Source organism: Pseudoalteromonas sp. SCSIO 43210, assembly GCF_054133285.1.
This window is the reverse complement of record NZ_CP087225.1, coordinates 3,154,503-3,175,655: the sequence shown is the minus strand read 5'-3', so window position 1 is coordinate 3,175,655 and position 21,153 is coordinate 3,154,503. Positions and strand designations below refer to the sequence as shown.

Sequence of the window (21,153 nt, the reverse complement as noted above, 5' to 3'; positions counted from 1 at the left end):
TGTGAAATTAGAATCTCGGCGTTATTTATTTTGGGCTTTTCAGTTGAGTGGTTGGGGGATTTATGCGCTTTTAACTGAAATAATGATAAAGCTACCTAGTAACGAGCCTTGGCAAATTCATATTCCGCATCTGTTACTCGACACCTTATGCGGGCTTTTCATAACGCTTGGTTTAAGGAAGTGTTATTTGTTCGCAAGAACAAAATCGGCAAACATAAGTATTCCACTGCATGTTTCAGCGCTGTTGATTGCAAGTATAGTGTGGACCGCTTTTAAATGGGCTGCTTTGCAGTGGTTTTATGGCCATTGGTGGTCAGCGATGAGTTGGTTTGACTTTGGCACCTGGAGTACGGCGTCACTTACTATGTTAGCAACATGGACGGGGGCTTATTTTGGTATTACATCTTACCTTGATAACCAAGCGCAAAAACAAAAAGCTGCTGTTGCTCTTAACTTAGCAAACGAAGCACAGCTTAAAATGCTGCGTTATCAGTTAAATCCTCATTTTATGTTTAATAGCATTAACGCAATTTGTACGTTAATACTAAAAAAAGATAATATGCATGCAGTTGATATGCTTGAAAAACTATGCGATTTATTACGGTATAGTTTGTACACCGATCCGCTTGCTAAAATAACAGTGCACGAAGAAGTACAAATATTAAATACCTATCTTGATATAGAGCAATGCCGTTTTGGTAATAAGCTGAATGTAAACATTATTACCGAGTCTCACTGCGATGACTTTTTAATTCCTTCTATGCTTATTCAGCCTTTAGTTGAAAACGCTTTAAAGCATGGAATGGATCAAGCTCAAAACATAACAATAACGCTAAGAATAGAGCAAAAGAATAATACGTTGTCTATTTCTGTTTTAGATACAGGCAAAGGTTTTAACACAAATACTAATTCTCAAAGAGGAATAGGCTTAAAAAATTGTGAACAACGATTAAGCTTAATTTATCCTCAAAATAATAAATTTAAAACAGGTAACAACGAACTGGGCGGAGCGTGGGTTAATATGGCAATTCCACTTGAGCGTACACAGGAGAATATGCATGCAGCTAAAAACACTGATAGTTGATGATGAGTACAGTGCTATAGAAGGGTTGATGATAAGGCTTGAAAGCTTTCCTCAAATAGATGTTATTGGTCATGCTAATAGTGTAGATGACGCCGTAAGTATTATAAATAAAACCCAACCAAACCTTATTTTTTTAGATATAGAAATGCCTGAAAAATCAGGCTTTGAGTTAGTTAAATACTTTATTGGGAATTATTGCCCTGCTGTTATTTTTGTTACAGCTTTTCATCAGCATGCAGTGCAAGCTTTTGAAGTTAAGGCGGTAGATTATTTGCTCAAGCCGGTTAAATTGCAGCGCTTAGGTGAAGCAATTGAGCGCGCAAGTGAACGTTTAAGCAGTGTGGTTAACAAGCAGCAATTACTTGAAATGCGCGAAAGTTATTTAAACGCGCAGCAACCAAAACTCACCAACTCAACAAAAATTGAAACGTTAGTTGAGGCTAATAACTTAATTATACAAGATGGTCGAAACCCTATACAACTTGTACCTTACAACGATATTTTATGTATAGATGCAGCAGGTGATTATATGTGTGTACATACTCAACAAGAAACATTTGTGATGCGAGCTCGAATGAAAAGTCTCGAAAAAGATACACTCCCAGCTGATTTTGTACGCATACATAAATCAGCTATCGTAAATCTGAAGCATGTAAAGCGTTTAGAACCTCTGCGAAATAGTGAGTACAACGCTATTTTAAAAAATGATAAATCTATGAAAGTAAGCCGTACTTACAGCAAAGAACTAAAAAGTCGATTACTTAATAACTCTGGTTACTTATTATCACAGAGTTTGAATTAGAAATAATGGTTTCAGTGGCAATTATATTGCTCAATTATTTTATTTTCTTTATTCTCTGGTTCAAGAATGAAGCTAAACCAGTAGCAGATAGACGAAGTGATGAAAAAGCAGAACTGCACGTCCTGGTTATAAAAATGAAAGGGTTTAATGAATAAAGCCTCGCTATAAAGGGTTTAATGAATACGTAAATAATTTAAAGCTTGAATTCAAGAGTCCTAATGATTGGGAGTTAGTAATGAATATTGATGAAAATAAAATAGATGAAGCTGCATTAGCGTTGATGTATCTCACATTACATGAGCACAATCGAGCTTGGAAGCAAGTTGATTGGGAAGTAACCAACCGGTTGTTTGAAAAAGGTTTAATCTGTAACCCTATTGGTAAAGCTAAATCTATCGTATTAACGGTTGATGGGCTTAAACAATGTGAAATGTTATTTAATAAGTTATTTGTAAAAAATGAGCCCTAAAGTTTACAATTAAATTAACTTGAGCCTCTGGCAATTAACAGTGGCGGTAATAAAGTGCTTTGCACTTCTTCCCCGCGTATGAGTTTTAATAAATTTTCAACTAGCATTTGTCCTGCAACCGTCGTATTTTGCTCTATGGTCGTAAGTGGTGGGTTTACATAGCTCGCAATAGCAATGTTATCAAAACCGACAACAGCTACGTCTTTAGGTACCTTGATATTTGCTTCTTTAAGCGCTCGTATTGCGCCAATGGCGATTAAATCGCTTGCAGCGAATAAGGCGTTAAACTTTATATTATTAGCAATAAGGGAGCGGGTGGCGTGATATCCAGATTCTTCTGTAGATATAGCGTTGGCCATCTTTCTTTCGTTTATTGTTACCTTATTAGCAAGTAGCTCATCTTTGAAGCCTTGAAAGCGTGCAAAAAATTCTGGACTATGATCTGAAGCATCACCTATAAACGCACAATCGCTACGATTATGTGCAATAAAATGGGCTGCAGCTTGCTTACCTCCACCATAGTTATCACAGCATACTGTTAGATCAGGGCGGTTATCAACCGTTGCTCCCCAACATACAAATTTAGTATTTTGTTCAAGTAGGCTTTTAAACTTTGGTTGAAAGTCGATGTAATCACCATAACCTAATAAAATGATGCCATCAGCTCTGTGGCTATCTTCGTAGTCAGCTTGCCAATCAGCACTAGCAGATTGAAATGAAACTAATAAGTCATAGCCTTCTTTAGCGCACGCGCGAGTTATGCTACCTAGCATAGCCAAAAAAAATGGATTAATTTGTGAGTCATCTGAGGTTGGGTCTTCAAATAATAACAACGCGAGTGTACTACTTTGTTGCGTGCGAAGATTACTGGCATTTTTATCTACTTTGTAGTTAAGTTGTTTGGCTACATCGTGAACACGTTTGCGTGTTTCTTCATTAACCAGAGGGCTATTACGTAAAGCACGAGAAACGGTTGATTGAGACACTCCAGCATAGTGGGCAATGTCGAATGAAGTAGCTTTACCTTTCATTGTTACAACTTAATTAAAGTAATAAATAATTGTGCCATTCTCGTTTATTAATGGATTTTTTCAAGCTTTTTATGGTTAAAGGCATTTATTTATTGATTTGACCATGACACCGGTGTCATAATGTGGGCGTTTTATCATTTTGTTGTCAAAACGTATTGGCTGTCTATATTCTTATAGGCAGCATTTTTACTGTGATAGCTGCTTTAGGGTGATAGCCTAAAGTAAATAAATACCAATGGTTTACCGTTGTAGAATAATAAGCATTAATCGCTTAAACAAAAGAGATAACACCATGAGCTTACACGCTTCTACCAAATTTGATCCTATCCTAGTTGCTGATGTCGGCGGCACCAATGCTCGTTTTGCTCTAATTACAGCTTTTGACGAGGCAAAAAACCAATTTATTATAGAGCATAACAACACATTTCCCAGTGCTGATTTTGGTTCGCTTGAAAATGCATTAGAGCGTTACTTATCAACCATCTCTCATATTAAACCTAAACGCGCATGTTTAGCAGTTGCAGGCCCTATAAAAGCAGGGCAAGTGCATTTAACTAATTTAGGCTGGCATTTTAGTGTTAACGAATTTAAACAACATTTTAATTTAGAAAAATTAGATGTTATTAACGATTTTGCTGCTTTTGCGTATGCGTCGCCTTATTTAGATCCTCTGCAAAATGTGACTGTGAAATCAGGGCAAGCTGATGAAAATGCAAATATTGGTGTAATGGGGCCCGGTACTGGCTTTGGTGCTGCGTGTTTAGTAAGAACAGCTCACTCTACGTCAGTATTAAGTTCTGAAGGTGGTCATATATCGCTTGCGGCGGTTAACGAATTAGATACCGCACTAATTACAGAACTCAGAAAAGAGCATCAGCATGTATCTGTAGAAACCGTATTTTCTGGTCCAGGCATTACACATTTATACAAAGCAATGGCTGCAGTTAAAGGTGTTACTGCAAAAAACCTTGATGCGGCGCAAATTAGTAGCTTAGCTAATAGTGGTGAGTGTGAAGTGTGCGATGCAACTCTCAATCAATTTTGTGATTGGATAGGCAGCGTGGCAGGTGATTTAGCATTGGCTTATGGCGCATTAGGTGGTTTGTTTATTGGTGGTGGTATTTTGCCTCGCATGCAATCTCGCTTACTTGAAAGTCGTTTTGTTGAACGTTTTTCGCAAAAGGGTATTATGTCGCAATATACAGGGCAAATTCCCGTAACGCTTGTAACGCAAGATAACATCCCGTTAATTGGTGCCGCAGCATGTTTGCACAACAGTAAATAAGGTCGTTTCCTTGTTTGCATTTGGAAAATAGAGTGATGAAAAAAGTAACAATCAACAGTGTAGCAAGCCATGCTGGTGTTTCTAAAAAAACGGTATCACGCGTTTTAAATAACGAACCTAATGTTAGTGTGGCTACGCGTGAAAAGGTGCTTGCAGTATTCAAAGAGCTTGATTATACCCCAAACCCAATAGCACGTGGGCTTGCTCAAAATCGCAGTTTTATCATTGGTTGCCTCTACGATAACCCAAGTAAAAGTTACATTACGCGAGTGCAAACAGGTGCGCTAGCTGCTTGCCAAGAGAATAATTACAACCTTTTAATTCACCCTTGTGAATTTAGAGGTGAAGCTCTTATCAACAATATTGAGCAATTATTACAAACATCACGGTTAGATGGAATTGTTCTGACGCCACCATTTGGTGATTTTGCTGAGTTGGTTAATTTTTTAAAATCAAAAAAAATTCCTTATGCCAGAGTGGCATCAGCAATATTAGAAGATGATTCAATCTCTGTGCGCAGTAATGATGAGCAAGGTGCATTTGAAGTAACAGAACATTTGATAAGCCTTGGTCATAAGTCAATTGCTTTTATCAAGGGGCATCCAGATCATAGTGCTACGCAACAACGATTTAAAGGTTATAGACGTTCGCTTGCCAGCCATGGTATAGAATTTAACGAACGCCTAGTAGAGGAGGGTAACTTTAGTTATCACTCTGGTGTGGATAGCGCGCGTAGTATTTTAGATTTGTCACCAAGGCCAACCGCTGTATTTGCTTCAAACGATTACATGGCTGCAGCAGTACTTAAATTAGCAACTCAGCGTCAATTAAGAGTGCCTGATGATATTTCAATAGCAGGGTTTGATAATGCACCGATTGCACGCCATATCTGGCCAGGATTAACAACAATTGCACAACCTGTTGAGGAAATGACTAAGCAGGCTGTTACTCAACTTATTTCTCATATAGCACAGCCTCAAGATGAACCATTTCAGGTAATTCTTGAATCTCGTTTGATCACACGTGAATCAACAGCTCAAGTTAAAAAATAGTCTAAATTCTTTTTCACAGTAGCCCGAATATGAGTGACGCATATTTGGGCTTTTTTATTTTTATAAACTTGCTAAAAAGCCGCTTATACCTAAAAATTATAATGTTCATTAATCGGTCATGTTAAAAAGTTAGTCTATTTTTATTACTCAGGGTTGACACCGGTGTCATGGTCATGCGTTAATACAGTGACACCGGTGTCAGGGTTGTTGTGAGAGGCTCCCTGGTAGCGTACCTTTGAACGGGTAAATCAAAGATGCTCAGTACAGTTATTTACGTGGAGTCTGTAATTGCTACTGAGCCTTTATCCTCTAACTAATAGAGATGAGTTAAATTATGTTGCACCCTCGTATTCAAGAAGTTACCCAGCGCGTTATCGAACGCAGTAAAAATACCCGTCAAGCCTATTTAGATCGTATTTCGCACGCAAAAAAACAAACAAGAGTTCGTGCTGGATTAGGTTGCGGTAATATTGCGCATGTTATGGCTGCATGTAGCAGTGATGACAAAGCCCGCTTAAAGGCTGATGAGCAGCCAAATCTTGCTATTATTAACTCATATAATGATATGTTATCGGCTCATGTGCCATACAAAGACTACCCAGATTTAATTAAAGACATTGCAACAAAGTACGATGCTACAGCTCAAGTTGCTGGTGGCGTTCCTGCAATGTGTGATGGTGTTACGCAAGGGCGTGACGGCATGGAGCTTTCGTTATTTTCTCGTGACGTAATCGCTATGTCTACAGCAATATCGCTTTCGCACGATGTGTTTGATGGCGTTTTTTGTTTAGGTGTTTGTGACAAAATTGTTCCTGGTTTATTAATTGGTGCATTGTCGTTTGGTCATTTACCTGTGTTCTTTTTACCAGCAGGTCCAATGCAATCAGGTATTCCTAACAAAGAAAAAGCACGTATTCGTCAAAAATTTGCACAAGGTTTAGTGAGTCGCGAAGACTTACTTGAAGCTGAAAGTGCGTCTTATCACAGCGCAGGTACGTGTACGTTCTACGGTACTGCCAATTCAAACCAAATGTTAATGGAAATAATGGGTTTACACCTTCCAGGTAGTTCATTTATTAATCCTTACACTGAGCTTCGCGATGGCCTTACTGGTAATGCTGTAGAAACCATGCTTAAGCAGCTTACCGATGATAAAGAAAGTCCGTGTTTAGCCGATGTGATCAGTGAAAAAACGATTATAAACGGTTTAGTGGGCCTGCTTTCTACAGGTGGCTCTACTAACCATGCAATCCATATTGTTGCGATAGCAAAAGCTGCCGGCATTCAGGTTACGTGGAAAGATATGTCTGATTTATCAGAAGTTGTACCACTGCTTACACGTATTTATCCTAACGGCTCAGCTGATGTAAACCACTTCCAAGCAGCTGGCGGTATGGGTTTCTTAATGCGAGAGCTAGCAAGCGCTGGTTACTTACACACAGACGTTCAAACAATGCTAGGCGATGGTTTAGCACCTTACATGACAGAGCCTCGTTTAGATAAAGACGATAGCTTGATCATGAGTAACTCAACCGGCCCAACTAAAGTTAAATGGGTAGATTGCCCAGCAAACTCACACGATGAAGAAGTACTTCGCCCAGTGAGCAACCCATTTAGTAAGCAAGGTGGTCTGCAACTTCTAACGGGTAACTTAGGTAAAGCTGTTATCAAAGTGTCAGCGGTTGCTGAAGAACATCAGATTGTTACTGCTCCTGCGAAAGTATTTAGCTCACAAAGTGCTCTGCAAGATGCATACACGCGTGGCGAATTAAACCAAGACTTTATTGCTGTGCTAAAAGAGCAAGGCCCTAAAGCGAAAGGCATGCCAGAGCTACATAAGCTAACGCCAGTAATGGCAACGCTTCAAGATGAAGGCTTTAAAGTCGCCATTGTTACTGACGGCCGTATGTCGGGTGCATCTGGTAAAGTACCTGCAGCTATTCACTTAGCGCCAGAGGCTGTTGAGGGCGGTATTATAGCTAAAATTCGAGAAGGTGACTTAGTGACGCTTGATGCGCCAAACGGAATTTTGAAAGTACATGTTAGCGATGAAGAACTTGCAAAACGTGAACTAGAACTTAGCCAACCAAGTGCAACATTTGGTACGGGTCGTGAATTATTTACAGGGTTTAGAAATATCGTAAGCAGTGCCGATTTAGGGGCGAGTGCTTTTGGACTTGAATAAAAATTAGCCATACTGGGTAATGAGGAACAAGTAATGAGTATTGAAAAAATCTTAGCATCGGCACCAGTGGTGCCAGTGGTTGTAATCGAAAAATTAGAAGATGCTGCACCACTTGCTAGAGCGTTATATAACGGCGGTTTAAAAGCCTTAGAAATTACACTACGTACACCAATTGCCGCAGAAGCTGTAAAGCTAATGAAAGCGGAAGTACCAGAAGCATATGTTGGCACTGGAACAGTTGTAGATAAAGCAAGCTTTGATCTTTCAGTGGCTGCGGGTGCTGATTTTATGGTGAGCCCAGGTGTTAGCGATGAGCTGATTGCTTTAGCAAAAGAGTCAGATATACCATTTTTACCAGGCGCTGCAACGGCGAGTGAAGTTATGCAGCTTGCGTCGCATGGTTTTAAGTTTTTAAAATTCTTCCCTGCAGAAGCCGCGGGCGGAACAGCAATGCTTAAATCAATCGGTGGCCCATTACCACATATTACTTTTTGCCCAACTGGCGGCATTAGCCTAGCAACTGCACCTAATTATTTAGCGCTTAACAACGTTATTTGTGTTGGTGGTACTTGGATGCTAGATAAACAACTAATTGAAAATAAAGACTGGCAAGCAATTGAAGCGCTTGCTCGCCAAGCTAGTGAACTTAAATAGGAGTCTAAAATGATTAATGTAGCAATTAACGGTTATGGCCGTATCGGTCGCAATGTATTACGTGCACTTTACGAGTCAGCTCAAAACAACGAAATTAAAATTGTCGCAATTAACGATTTAGCACCAGCTAACGTAAATGCACATTTAACGCAGTATGACTCAGTTCATGGTATTTTTTCTAAAAAAGTAACACTTGAAAACAACACTATGCTAATTGGTGATGACGTAATTACGTTAACGCAAGAGCGTGATCCTGCAAACTTACCGTGGAAAGAGCTAAACGTAGACATCGTTTTAGAATGTACTGGTTTTTTCACTAAGCGTGATGACGCTGCTAAGCACATTACTGCAGGCGCTAAAAAAGTAATCGTATCTGCTCCAGGTACTGGTTTAGATGCAACAGTAGTACATGGTGTAAACAGCGACGTAATTAATGCTGATAGCAATATCATTTCTAACGCTTCTTGTACTACTAACTGTTTAGCGCCAATTGCAAAGGCAATTAACGACACTGTAGGTATTGAACAAGGTAGCATGACGACTATTCACGCTTACACCAACGATCAAAACTTATCTGATGTTTACCACCCAGATTTATACCGTGCGCGTAGTGCAACTCAATCTATGATCCCAACTAAAACAGGTGCTGCGGCAGCTGTTGGTTTAGTATTACCAGAACTTGCTGGTAAATTAGACGGTATGTCGGTACGTGTACCTACAATCAATGTTTCTTTAGTTGATTTTACGTTTATCACTAAGCGTGATACGACTACAGAAGAAATCAATGCAATCATGAAAGAAGCATCAACGGGTTCAATGAAGAGTATTTTAGAATATAACGAGCTTCCGCTTGTTTCTATCGACTTTAACCATAACCCAGCGTCGTCTATCTTTGATGCAACGCAAACTAAAGCCAATGGCAAACTAGTTAAAGTAATGGCTTGGTACGACAACGAGTGGGGTTTCTCAAACCGCATGTTAGACCAAGTTAAAGCATTAGGTCAGTACTTATAATTGACCTTGTAAAAGTTTAGCTTTATCCAACCAAGCCACGCATTGCGTGGCTTTTTTGCGTTTGGTTTATCTGTATATTTGCAATTCAAAATTAGCAGGGAACTATTTGTATTTTTTATACCCTAAATTTTGTTAATATGTGGGTGTGTAAATCAATGGAATTTCGTTGTATTTAATCAACTCAACGACGCAAGGAATAATAAAAATGATCAGAGCTTTATCGCGAAAAGTATTTCGCACAAATCATCTTCAGATAGGTGAGGGCAACATAAGTGGCTACATAGCCTGCTTTTTAGCAATACTGAGTTGCTTAGGCGTATTAGCGTTTCACTTTCCTGAATATTTAACCACACCAGAGCTGAGAAAAAGCTACAGCGTCGACTTTTTACGTCAGCTTATGTTTGCATCATTATTAGTCTCGGGCAGTTTAGGATTACTTAACTTTGTACGTAATACCAATAAGCGTTTAGGGGCTACAGCGTGGTTTTTTATTTTACTCGCTATTATGTTTGGCGGACCAAACGTTGAAGTAAACGAATTTGCTTCTGATACACCTTATATAGGGCTTGATTGGTTTATTTTAGATTTACTCGGCTCAACACTTATATTTATTGTGATTGAAAAGTTATTACCTCATCGTAAAGATCAAAAAATATTACGTAGCGAATGGCGAGGCGATTTAAACCACTTTTTTGTAAATCATTTAATTATTGGTTTTGTATTACTCGTTACTAACCACTTTGTGCATTATGGCTTTGGCTGGGCTGTATCATCTACAGTCCAAGGTTATATAGAGCAAACTCCCTTTATAGTGCAGTTGTTTTTAATAATACTTGTGGCAGATTTAATGCAGTATTGGGTGCATCGTGCCTATCACGAAGTCCCTTTATTATGGCGCTTTCATGGCGTACATCACAGTGCGAAAGAAATGGATTGGTTAGCGGGCTCTCGCCAGCATATTCTTGAAATACTCGTAACGCGCAGCTTAGTGCTCACGCCTATATTTGTACTTGGTTTTTCACAGCAAATAATTAGTTTGTACGTAATAATTGTGGGTTTGCAGGCTGTGTTTAACCATGCAAATGTACGTGTGAAATTTGGTTGGCTAAAATATTTTATGGTTACACCGCAGTTTCACCATTGGCATCATGCGTCAGATAAAGCCGCAATTGACCGCAATTACGCTGCGCATTTTTCGTTTTTAGACTACGCATTTGGTACTGCTGTTAAAGGCCAAAAAGAGTGGCCAGAAGCGTATGGTGTAGTCGGGGATTACATGCCGGTAGGTATGCTTAAACAACAGGTTTACCCGTTTAAGCGCACTAAATGAGCTCGATTAATTCAATAAACATAAACTAAAAAAAGAGCAACGTGTTAAACGTTGCTCTTTTTTTATGACTCTACTCAATTATATGTTCAGCTCTTCTAATAACTCAGTAAATGTAGGTCTTTGATTTAATGAAGGTTGCATAGCACACTTTGCCATATCGGACATTTCACCAAATAGCTCACTTTGCCTATCATCGCCGGTTACCGTGCCTAATAAGTCTTCAATTAAACACCCTAATGCACGTACTTCAATTAACTCGATTTGCTTTTGTTGATAATTACTTAACATGGCTAAGTTTGTGGCTGCACCAAAATCACCAAATAAAACATCAGCATCTTTGTTTATCATGGTGTTATGTGCATACACATCGCCATGACTTACTTTACGAACATGCAAGTGATGCAGCGTACTTACCATTTGCTGTACAATTTTTAAAATAGCTTGAGTTGAGTAATGGCAATCATCATTAAAGGTATCACGCGTACAGGTTTCAAGGCTTGGAGGCCGGCCTAAATTAGAAAAGCTTTTATCTATTAGCTCCATCACTAAACCTAGCTGATCACTTTGTTCAATGTAGGCAAGGACTTTAATTAAATTAGTATGTTCGCCTGCTTGTAAGCAGCAATTTACTTCATCAAGCGGGTAGCCGTCGCTGGTAATTGCACCTTTAAATAATTTAATCGCTATAGCGTTATCAGCCGATTTTGCTAAGTGAATAACGCCTGATGCACCTTGGCCAATAACATGACTAAGCGTGTAATCGTTAAGAAGTTTATTTTCTAAGCTGCATTTTGTAAGGCACTGGGCTTTATTAAAATCGTTACCTGCAAACGCAAGCCAAGCAAGTTTAGGCAGTTGAAACAGCCAGTCGTCTACGTGTGTTAAGTTATTAGCAGAGAGCCTAACAAGCTCAAGGCTTTTACACTGCGCCATGCTACTTGGCAGTTGCTTAAGTTGATTGCCTGCAAGCGCAAGCTTTTTAAGCTGGGTATAATTACCAAAATCTTCAGGCAATTCGTTTAACGTATTATCGGTGAGTATTAGCCACTCAATATTTTTTGGCAGGCTGTTTAAAGCAAATTCAGAAATTTGGTTACCTTTAAACGCGACCATAATCAAAGCAGGGCATTTAGCCAGCACAGCAGGAATATGCTTAAACTGATTAAACGATAAAAACACACGCTTCAGGTGTGTTAAACAGGCAAATTCATCAGGTAGTGTTGATAAGTTATTATTTGATAAATCGAGAACTTCAAGCGTGTCAGCTAAGCTAAAAATTTCTTCAGGAAATGTCGTTAGCTCTTCTACTAATTGCAGGCGAGTAGCACCAACAAGTTTGCCACTTTTAAGCTCTTTAAGGGAGTTCATATTAATACCATGTTCTAAAAATGAAAAAGCCAACATAGCTGTTGGCTTAAAGTCGTTCTAACTTACTAAATTGCTCTTTAGAATTGCGCGTTATGGTAAACGTTTTGTACGTCGTCGCAATCTTCTAACATGGCTAAAAAGCGTTCCATAACTTCAACGTCTTCGCCTTCAATCGGCGTTTCAATTTGTGGCACAAAGCTAATTAGGTCTTCGTCAAATTCAGTCACGCCCATTTCTTCAAGCGCTGTACGTGTATTGTTGTACTCTGTATGAGGAGCAAAAACAGTAACTTTACCGTCATCTACTTCTACGTCAGTTACATCAACATCAGCCATCATAAGAGCTTCAAGTACTGCTTCGTCGTCATCACCGTCAAATACAAAAATAGCAAGGTGATCAAATAAATGTGAAACAGAGTTTTGAGCGCCAATTTTAGCATTTGCTTTGGTAAAACAAACACGTACATCAGCAAAGGTACGCTTGTTGTTGTCTGTTAAACAGTCAACAATAATCATACTGTTACCAGGGCCGTAACCTTCGTAACGTGTTGCTGCGTAGTCTTCACCGCCGCCGCCTTTTGCTTTGTCGATTGCGCGGTCAATAACGTGTGCTGGTACTTGGTCTTTTTTAGCGCGTTCAATTAAACGACGTAATGATAAGTTACCATCTGGATCTACACCGCCGTTTTTAGCACAAATATAAATTTCTTTGCCGTACTTAGAATAAACTTTAGTTTTAGCACCCGCAGTCTTAGCCATTGAATCTTTTTTGTTTTGGTAAGCTCTTCCCATCTGCGTTTCGCCTTAATATATGTAAATAATAGAATAAAATTATAATGCGTATTCTAAAGGTAAATGCATTCAAGGGCTAGTAAGTATTAAAACAGATTAGAACAGCTGCGTTTAAAAACTATCTAAAATGTATTCTAGTGAAGTGTTTTGGTACTGACTTAAAGAAGGTTTAAGAGCAAATTTAATCCAATAAAAAGGCAACTCATTTAATGAGTTGCCTAAAGAGTAATAAAATTAAACGAGGCAAATTAATAGCCTCATATACTAGGGTCTGTTGATCTTTGCGGATTAAAATTTGTTCAAACTAGGGGCTATTTAATCGCGGCGCGAGGTTTGTAACCTAGTGGGCTAAGTAAAAACCGAGCAACAAAGAGTAAATAGCCCCTAGGAAGAACTCTTTGGGCAGCGCCTGTTTGGCATTAATGCTGCGTTATCGCCTATTTATGGGGAGTAACCACACAGCATAGGCTCTGCCTTGCCTAAATACCAAACATACTGCTGCAAATTTAACCTCGAAAGATAAACAGGCCCTAGTTACCAAATACGCACACGTTCATCTTCAGGAAGGTATAACGCATCGCCTGGTTTTACATCAAACGCTTTGTACAATGCATCGTGGTTACGTGGCGCCTGTGCTCTAAAGCGACCTGGAGCATGTGTGCCACCACGAAGTTGGTTAAGCATACTTTGCACAGTACGTTTTTCTTTCCATACTTGTGCCCACGCTAGGAAGAAACGTTGATCGCCAGTAACACCGTCAATAACAGGCGCTTCTTTACCATTTAAACTTAGCTTGTACGCGTGATAGGCCATTGATAATCCTCCTACATCACCAATGTTTTCGCCAAGGCTATTTCGACCATTAACAAAATTACCTTCAATTGGCTCGTACTTACTGTACTGCGCAGCCAGTTGTTCGGCTTTTTTGTCAAATGCAGCGCGGTCAGCATCAGTCTACCAGTTACGTTGCACACCGTTTTCGTCTGATTTTGAACCTTGGTCGTCAAACCCATGACCCATTTCGTGACCAATTACAGCGCCAATACCGCCATAGTTGACAGCCGGATCGGCATTTGGATCGAAAAACGGCGGTTGTAATATCGCAGCTGGAAATACAATTTCATTAAACGAGCTATTATAGTAAGCGTTTACGCGTTGTGGCGTCATGCCCCAGCGGTTACGATCTGTTTTTTGTAGCTCTTTTTCAACACTTTCAGCGTGGAAAAACTCACGCATGTTTTTCACATTACCGATTAAATCGTTTTTAGTAATGCTTAAACCATCATAAGACTGCCAAACATCGGGGTAACCAATTTTTGGTACAAAGGCAGCCAGTTTAGCGCGCGCATTTACTTTAGTTGCATCGCCCATACACTCTAGATTATCAATACGTTCACCAAGGGCTGTACGTAGGTTTTCAACCAGCTCTGACATTTGTTGTTTAGATGATTCAGGGAAGTAACGCGCTGCGTATATTTTACCAATAGCAAAACCAAGCGAACTTGTGCCTGACATTTCACTTATTGCACGTTTCCAACGAGGCGAGGCTCTTGCTGTCCGTTTAGTTCTTTACCAAAAAAAGCAAAGTTAGTATTAAATACGTCCTCTGATAGTAAACCTGCGTTACCGCTAATAGCGTGATACGTTAGGTAGTCTTTCCATACTGCAATATCTTCTTGATTGATTAGCTCAATCATCGCTTTTATAGGTTCAGGTTGAGAGACATTTAACTGAGGTACTTTATAACCTGTTTGCGCAAAATATAAATCCCAGTTAAAATCAGGATAAGCAGTGCTTAAATCAGCGCGTTCAATTTGGTTTAGCGTTAAATCGCGATTACGGCGCTTTTCACGAGGCCAATGACTTTGTGCAATTTTGGTTTCAAGATCAACAATTGCTTGAGCGCGCTCAGCGGTATTTTCTACTCCTGCAAACTCAAGCATGTCAGCAATGTGAGCAATATAAGCTGTGCGGGTTTTAACAAAGCGCTCAGCGTCTTCAAGGTAGTAAGAGCGATCTGGTAAGCCTAATCCACCAGCACCTAGTGACATTTCATATTTATTAGGGTCTAAGCGGTTAAACCACATGCCGCCACCCAAAGGGGCTTTATTACCGGTTAACCAAGACTTTCCAAACATCTTAGCTAAATCATCAGTCGACGATATATCATTAATTTCACTTAATAATGGCTTGATAGGCGCTATACCTAGTTTATTAAGTGTTTCGGTATCCATGTAGGCGTTGTAAAAATCAGCGACTAGTTTTTCTTCTGCGTTTAAATCTTTACGTGCGGCTATTTCTTCAATAATAGCTTTAACATCGCCTTCGCTTCGCTCAGCTAATCCTGAAAATGCACCATAGCGGGTTTTATCTGCAGGCATTACGTAGTTGTCATACCATGTGCCGCTGGCATACATAAAAAAGTCATCGCCTGGTTTAACAGCTTCGTTACGCGCTGTTAGGTCAACACCAAAATTACCTAACTCTGCTTTTTGTGTCACTGCTGCAGTGGCTACTTTAAGTTGTTGCTCTTCTGTTTTTGTTGTTTGCGGCTCTGAACAACCGGTAATAAATGTGGCAGCTAATGCTGCGGCAATTAAACTCTTTTTCATTACTTACTCCTGAGTATCACTGATTGAATTAAAGCAGCAGTGAATCATTTTTATTGTTACGAATATTTAACTTATCGATTGTTATTGATATTAATCAGACAAACAAACCTTTTGAGGTGAATTACCACAGTGCTCGATAAAACTAAGATAGAGGAAAAGAGAAAGGCTAATAGGTGCTATAAACGCTTTATTTAACTCGAATACTTAAAAGTATCCGAGCTAAGAGGGGTTACACACTATTTATTTTTTATGCTGGAGCTCCCACATACGCGCATATTCTCCGTCGAGAGTAAGTAACTCATCGTGCTTACCTTGCTCAATAATTTGCCCGGCTTTGAGCACAATAATGGTGTCTGCATCGGTAATAGTAGATAACCGATGAGCAATAACAATACTCGTATGATTACTGGCAACTTCGCGCATTGCAGCAAGTATTGCTTGCTCAGAATGAGAGTCGAGTGCAGATGTTGCTTCATCAAAAATTAACATAGGGGACTTTTTCAAAATGGCGCGCGCAATAGCAATACGCTGTTTTTCGCCGCCGGATACTTTTAAACCGCGCTCGCCAACCAGTGTTTTATCGCCTTTATCAAGTGTGCCTATAAAGTCTTTTAAATGCGCCATTGCAATGGCGTCGTCAATTTCAGCATCGCTTGCTGTTGGTCTACCGTAAGCGATATTTTCACGAATCGTGGTGTTAAACAGCACAGTATCTTGCGGCACTATTGCAATGGCTTTTCGTAAACTATTTAGTGTTACTGAGTTTATAGCTTGATTATCAATACTAATTTCACCAGCGGTTACATCATAAAAACGATAAAGCAGTCGGGCTAATGAGCTTTTACCAGCACCACTGGCACCAACAATGGCTACTTTGCTGCCTGCTTTAACATTAAAGCTAAGATTATTAAGAATAGGGCGATGCGCATCGTAACTAAAACTTACATTATTAAATGTTATTTCACCTTGGCTAATATTGAGCTCTTTAGCATTAAGTGCATCGGTTATTTGTGGCTTTTTATTTAATAATCCAAGCATGTTTTCAAGGTCGGTTAGCGCGCGTCTTATTTCGCGGTACACAAAACCTAAAAAGTTAAGCGGTAAAAATAGCTGAATCATATACGCGTTAATCATCACAAGTTCACCAATAGAGAGAGTTCCTGCAACTACTTCGGTTGAGCCCAACCACATTAACGCGGTAATAGCACAGGCAATAATAAGTGCTTGGCCTGAGTTGAGGGCGAGCAACGACATTCTATTTTTTAAACGGGCTTTTTCCCAGTTTGCTAAAAAGGTGTCGTACGTTTTAGCTTCAAACTGTTCATTATTAAAATATTTTACAGTTTCATAGTTAAGTAGGCTGTCTATAGCGCGGGTATTACTTTGGTTGTCGGCAGCGTTTGCTTCACGAATAAAGCGGTTTCGCCACTGAGTAACCACCACAGTAAAGGTAATATAAATAGCGACTGCCAATAATGTAATAAGCGCAAACCAAACAGAAAACAACGTGCCAAAAATAATCGCAACGGTCAGTATTTCAAATAAAGTAGGCACAATGTTAAACATTAAAAAACGCATTAAAAAACTTAACCCGCTAGTACCGCGTTCTATATCGCGGCTAATGCCTCCGGTTTGCCTATCTAAATGAAAAGCCAGCTCAAGTGAGTGCAAATGCTTAAATACCTTTAAACCAATATCACGCATGGCGTGCTCGGTAACGCGAGAAAATACAGCATCTCTTATTTCGCCTAAAAATACGCTGGCAAAACGCAGTGCACCGTACATCAATAACAATAAAGCGGGGATAACTAACAGTGGGTTAATTGACTTATCTACCGAGTCTATAATTTCTTTAAGCGCCCACGGCATCAACAAAGTGGCACCTTTTGCGCCTATAAGCGCCATAAGTGCAATAAAAACACGGCCTTTAAATTTTGTAAGGTAGGGCCACAGTGTTTTTACACTTTGGCGTAAATTCATGGCATCGGGGCGTTTTTCTGTGCTTTGTCTGGGGCGCATTAGTGATCTCTGTTAAAACTAAATACTTAATTAATAAGCATTGTATTTTAAATGCTTGCCCTTATATACTACGCATCCCTTATTTTAGTTTTAAAACGTGAATGTTTAAATTTAGAGTGTTTTTAACTGCCTTTTTGCTACTTGCTGCACTTTTTAGTGTGCAGAGCAATGCTATGGGCGCCTCACAAAATTTAAATATTACTGTTAGTACGCAGGTTTCGCTTACTGATATTGCCGATTTAACTAAAATACAGCCTATTAGTAAGTCTGTAGATACTTCGCAGCATAAAAAAACGCATCAAACCGATTTTGACGCGCACCAACCAAGGTTAACAGCCAATAATTCATCATTGTTTTTGCACACTGTTCAAAGTGAGCCAGAATACGATGTGGTTTTTGAATTTTTTGCTCAAAATCTTGTTAGGCATATATTCTTACGACCAAGAGCGATTAATCCTATACAGCCTTGGTATACGCTTGTAACTAATAGTAAAAAGTCGCGTTTGAGTGGCTGGAAAGACGTTAATTTACTCTACAAAGCTGTAACTACCTACCACGCTTAATTTTCCTTATTTAATTTTATTAGGTTTTAACTTTTAAAGTTTTAGCCTGCAGATTAATTGTGCTTTTAAAAAGTACGTTGCTAGCTTTGCTGGCAATAAGGATTCAACATGTTAAGTTTTAAAAAAGATAAAAAGCCGTCTACGGCTAAGTTCAAATTAAGCTATATAGCCATGCTAATTGTATTGGTTTTATTAGCTATCAGCGCATTACCAAATTTATACCCAAATAAATCGTGGTTGCACGTAAGTAGTACGCCGCACAGCGAAACGCAATCTTTACCGAGCACTAAAACGCTAGTTACTTTTTTAAATAAACAAGGGCTAGAGGTTGAGCAGGGTTTAGATAAGCAATCCACTATTAATATACTTTTAAACGAGCCAACTAAAAGCGCTCAGGCGCAAGCGGCTATAAAAGCGCAATATCCAAACACGCAAGTTAAAATTGTTGAGCATGCAACCAGCCCAACATGGTTACAAGATTTTGGTTTATCACCAATAAAGCTGGGCCTTGATTTAAATGGCGGTGTGCTATTTGTACTAGACGTAGATTTAGATAAAGCCGTTGATGAGCAATTAGTCAGTGCGTATCAACAAGCTAAATCAATTATTATTAAGCAAAAAGCACATGGCGTAAAAGCGCAGCAAACTCAGCACGGGTTTGAAATAAACGCATTGCCTAATGCAACCGACAAGTTAACCCCTGTTATTGAAGAGCTACAAAGCCGATTTGCTAATTTAGCCGTTGTAACAAGCAATAACGGCAGCGTTAAAACTGCCAAATTTAGTTATTCAGAGCAAGGCCGCAGCAGCTTTGATAAAGAAGTAATGGGGCAAACACTTACAACCCTTCGTTCACGTATTGAAGAGTTAGGCATTACCGAAGCGGTAACACAGCAACAAGGTAAGCACCGCATTCGTATAGAGCTACCGGGTGTGCAAGATCCAACCGAAGCTAAGCGCATTATTGGTGCAACCGCATCGCTTGGTTTTTATCAATTAAAAAAAATTGGCGGGCAAACATTTAATATGCAATCGGGCGGAACGATAAAGCTCGATCCTGTGCCAATTTTTACAGGGGACCATATTAATAATGCAAACATAGGCCGCGACGATTGGGGTAAACCACTTGTGCAACTAAGCCTAGACGGCCAAGGTGGTGATGCAATGTCGGCGTTTTCAAAAGCCAATATTGGTAAGCCAATGGCGACGGTTTACTCTGAGTACTCTCAAAATGCTAAAGGTGAAGTAGTTAAAAAAAGCGAAGTTATTAACGTTGCCAATATTGCTCAGCATTTAAGTTCGCGTTTTAGTATTACCAATATGAAAAGCCAACAAGCGGCAGCCGATCTGGCATTGTTATTACGTGCAGGCTCGCTTACAGCGCCCGTTACAATTGTGCACGAACAAACAATAGGGCCAAGCCTCGGCAGCGAAAATATTAGTAATGGCTTAGCCGCGCTTATGTTAGGTATGGGTATTACCCTTGCATTTATGGCGCTTTGGTACCGCCGTTTAGGCCTTATTGCAAACGTAGCACTTATATTAAATTTAACGTCCCTTGTGGGCTTAATGTCATTATTACCAGGGGTTGTGTTAACGCTTCCGGGTATTGCAGGTTTGGTGCTAACCATAGGTATGGCGGTAGACACTAACGTAATAATATTTGAACGCATTAAAGAAGAACGCCGCCAAGGCCGTGCACCATATCAAGCTATTCAAGAGGGGTATAAACAAGCCGCAAATACAATATTTGATGCCAATATAACCACCATGATCACCGCACTTATTTTATACGGCATAGGCTATGGGCCCGTTAAAGGTTTTGCCATTACATTAGCACTGGGGCTTTTAACGTCTGTATTTACAGGTGTGTACGTATCAAAAATATTAAGTCAAACGTTGTATTTAAAAATGGGTAAAAAAGCAGGAGTAAAAGCACATGCTTAATTATTTTTTGAAAGGTGAAAAGGGTACACGTTTACGTTTTATAGGCATGCTTTTAAGCGCCATATTAGTGCTGCTATCCGTATTTACGCTTACGCAAAAAGGTCTAAATTTTGGCCTAGATTTTACCGGCGGTTATTTAACTGAGTTTACAACCAGCCAAAGTGTTGAACTAAAAGAGCTTCAATCGTTTATTGCTAAAAATCACAACGGTGAGTTTGAGCTAACCGCGCAAGGTAATAGTCATTTTCAATTAAGAGAAGCGCCAAGTGCATCAACTACATCAACAACAGCTAATAGCCTTGATTGGCAAAGCGCTGTTACACAAAACGATGATATAAACGCACAGGTTTTATCGTCAGCTTATATTGGCTCACAAGTGGGCGATGAGTTATTTGATCAAGGCTGTTTAGCCATGTTTGCTGCAATGATTGCGGTAATGATTTACCTTGCAGTGCGTTTTGAATGGCGCTTAGCGGTAGGCTCTGTGGTTGCGCTAATGCACGATTTAATACTCGTACTTGGGTTGTTTTCACTATTACAAATTGAATTTAACCTAACCGTACTGGCAAGTTTACTGGCTATTATTGGCTACTCACTTAACGACTCAATAATAGTAGGGGATAGAGTGCGTGAGCTTTTACGTGTTCAATCAAACAATATACTTAGCCCAGCGACTATTATTAATAATGCGATTAAAAGCACACTAACGCGCACCTTAATAACGTCGGGTACCACACTTGCAACGGTTGCGAGCGTTTGGTTACTTGCAGGTGCACCACTGCAAGGCTTTGCTATAGCATTATTTACCGGCATTGTAGTGGGTACGTTCTCGTCTATTTGTATAGCGGCAACCTTGCCGGAACTATTGGGCTTAAGCGCTAAAAACTACGAAGTTAAAGTAGATGCCCACACGCAAACATTATTAGATATGCCATAAGGTTTTTAAT

At 39.6% G+C, this 21,153-nt stretch carries 16 protein-coding genes and 1 pseudogene; 12 read left to right on the top strand and 5 right to left on the bottom strand.

The features are described 5' to 3' along the window. The first annotated feature begins 1 nt into the window (after nt 1). The 3 genes from LOS73_RS13630 to LOS73_RS13620 all read left to right on the top strand — a co-directional run bounded on the left by LOS73_RS13630 (nt 2) and on the right by LOS73_RS13620 (nt 2,355). A complete protein-coding gene (locus LOS73_RS13630; RefSeq protein WP_007375367.1) occupies nt 2-1,084 on the top strand; it encodes a sensor histidine kinase in 1,083 nt (360 codons plus the stop codon). Next, nucleotides 1,059-1,886 carry a LytR/AlgR family response regulator transcription factor gene (locus tag LOS73_RS13625; protein ID WP_007375366.1) on the top strand — a complete coding sequence of 276 codons (828 nt, stop codon included), beginning with the start codon at nt 1,059-1,061 and terminating at the stop codon, nt 1,884-1,886. Before LOS73_RS13630 ends, LOS73_RS13625 begins: the two co-directional genes overlap by 26 nt. Nucleotides 1,887-2,121: 235 nt before the next feature. Then, on the top strand, nt 2,122-2,355 hold the full coding sequence (locus LOS73_RS13620; RefSeq protein WP_008134061.1) for a DUF6429 family protein: 234 nt from the start codon (nt 2,122-2,124) through the stop codon (nt 2,353-2,355). Nucleotides 2,356-2,369: 14 nt separating this feature from the next. On the opposite strand, the gene LOS73_RS13615 is transcribed toward LOS73_RS13620, so the two are convergent. Then, nucleotides 2,370-3,386: a LacI family DNA-binding transcriptional regulator gene (locus tag LOS73_RS13615; RefSeq protein ID WP_007375364.1), complete on the bottom strand. Its 1,017-nt coding sequence runs from the start codon at nt 3,384-3,386 to the stop codon at nt 2,370-2,372. Nucleotides 3,387-3,678: 292 nt separating this feature from the next. On the opposite strand from LOS73_RS13615, the gene glk reads away from it, so the two are divergent. The 6 genes from glk to LOS73_RS13585 all read left to right on the top strand — a co-directional run bounded on the left by glk (nt 3,679) and on the right by LOS73_RS13585 (nt 10,906). Further along, entirely contained in the window at nt 3,679-4,671 is a 993-nt protein-coding gene (glk, locus tag LOS73_RS13610; protein ID WP_007375363.1) for a glucokinase, read from the top strand. Nucleotides 4,672-4,706: 35 nt separating this feature from the next. After that, nucleotides 4,707-5,723: a LacI family DNA-binding transcriptional regulator gene (locus LOS73_RS13605; RefSeq protein ID WP_007375362.1), complete on the top strand. Its 1,017-nt coding sequence runs from the start codon at nt 4,707-4,709 to the stop codon at nt 5,721-5,723. 334 nt (nt 5,724-6,057) lie between these two features. Then, nucleotides 6,058-7,908, top strand: a complete 1,851-nt coding sequence (gene edd / locus LOS73_RS13600) for a phosphogluconate dehydratase (RefSeq protein ID WP_033029459.1) — start codon at nt 6,058-6,060, stop codon at nt 7,906-7,908. A 33-nt stretch (nt 7,909-7,941) separates the two neighbouring features. After that, nucleotides 7,942-8,562 carry a bifunctional 4-hydroxy-2-oxoglutarate aldolase/2-dehydro-3-deoxy-phosphogluconate aldolase gene (gene eda, locus LOS73_RS13595; protein ID WP_007375360.1) on the top strand — a complete coding sequence of 207 codons (621 nt, stop codon included), beginning with the start codon at nt 7,942-7,944 and terminating at the stop codon, nt 8,560-8,562. Between the two features lie 9 nt (nt 8,563-8,571). Beyond that, nucleotides 8,572-9,576, top strand: a complete 1,005-nt coding sequence (gap, locus tag LOS73_RS13590) for a type I glyceraldehyde-3-phosphate dehydrogenase (RefSeq protein WP_007375359.1) — start codon at nt 8,572-8,574, stop codon at nt 9,574-9,576. A gap of 205 nt (nt 9,577-9,781) precedes the next feature. Next, nucleotides 9,782-10,906 carry a sterol desaturase family protein gene (locus LOS73_RS13585; RefSeq protein ID WP_033029456.1) on the top strand — a complete coding sequence of 375 codons (1,125 nt, stop codon included), beginning with the start codon at nt 9,782-9,784 and terminating at the stop codon, nt 10,904-10,906. Nucleotides 10,907-10,984: 78 nt separating this feature from the next. On the opposite strand, the gene LOS73_RS13580 is transcribed toward LOS73_RS13585, so the two are convergent. The 4 genes and pseudogenes from LOS73_RS13580 to LOS73_RS13565 form a co-directional block, all read right to left on the bottom strand. Further along, nucleotides 10,985-12,310: a leucine-rich repeat-containing protein kinase family protein gene (locus LOS73_RS13580; RefSeq protein WP_457933842.1), complete on the bottom strand. Its 1,326-nt coding sequence runs from the start codon at nt 12,308-12,310 to the stop codon at nt 10,985-10,987. Nucleotides 12,311-12,351: 41 nt separating this feature from the next. Continuing rightward, nucleotides 12,352-13,065 carry a YebC/PmpR family DNA-binding transcriptional regulator gene (locus tag LOS73_RS13575; protein WP_008134050.1) on the bottom strand — a complete coding sequence of 238 codons (714 nt, stop codon included), beginning with the start codon at nt 13,063-13,065 and terminating at the stop codon, nt 12,352-12,354. 534 nt (nt 13,066-13,599) lie between these two features. Continuing rightward, nucleotides 13,600-15,677 (bottom strand): annotated as a pseudogene (locus tag LOS73_RS13570) (M13-type metalloendopeptidase). A gap of 240 nt (nt 15,678-15,917) precedes the next feature. Next, nucleotides 15,918-17,696 (bottom strand): ABCB family ABC transporter ATP-binding protein/permease, encoded by a 1,779-nt coding sequence (locus LOS73_RS13565; RefSeq protein WP_045984414.1) that lies wholly within the window; start codon nt 17,694-17,696, stop codon nt 15,918-15,920. A gap of 101 nt (nt 17,697-17,797) precedes the next feature. Between LOS73_RS13565 and LOS73_RS13560 the strand changes: the two genes are divergently transcribed. The 3 genes from LOS73_RS13560 to secF all read left to right on the top strand — a co-directional run bounded on the left by LOS73_RS13560 (nt 17,798) and on the right by secF (nt 21,143). After that, nucleotides 17,798-18,259, top strand: a complete 462-nt coding sequence (locus LOS73_RS13560) for a hypothetical protein (RefSeq protein ID WP_033029452.1) — start codon at nt 17,798-17,800, stop codon at nt 18,257-18,259. 108 nt (nt 18,260-18,367) lie between these two features. Beyond that, complete coding sequence (gene secD / locus LOS73_RS13555) at nt 18,368-20,206, top strand: protein translocase subunit SecD (protein ID WP_457933841.1); 1,839 nt, start codon at nt 18,368-18,370, stop codon at nt 20,204-20,206. Continuing rightward, a complete protein-coding gene (gene secF, locus LOS73_RS13550; RefSeq protein WP_457933840.1) occupies nt 20,199-21,143 on the top strand; it encodes a protein translocase subunit SecF in 945 nt (314 codons plus the stop codon). The genes secD and secF overlap by 8 nt, the downstream gene beginning before the upstream one ends. Nucleotides 21,144-21,153: the final 10 nt, after the last annotated feature.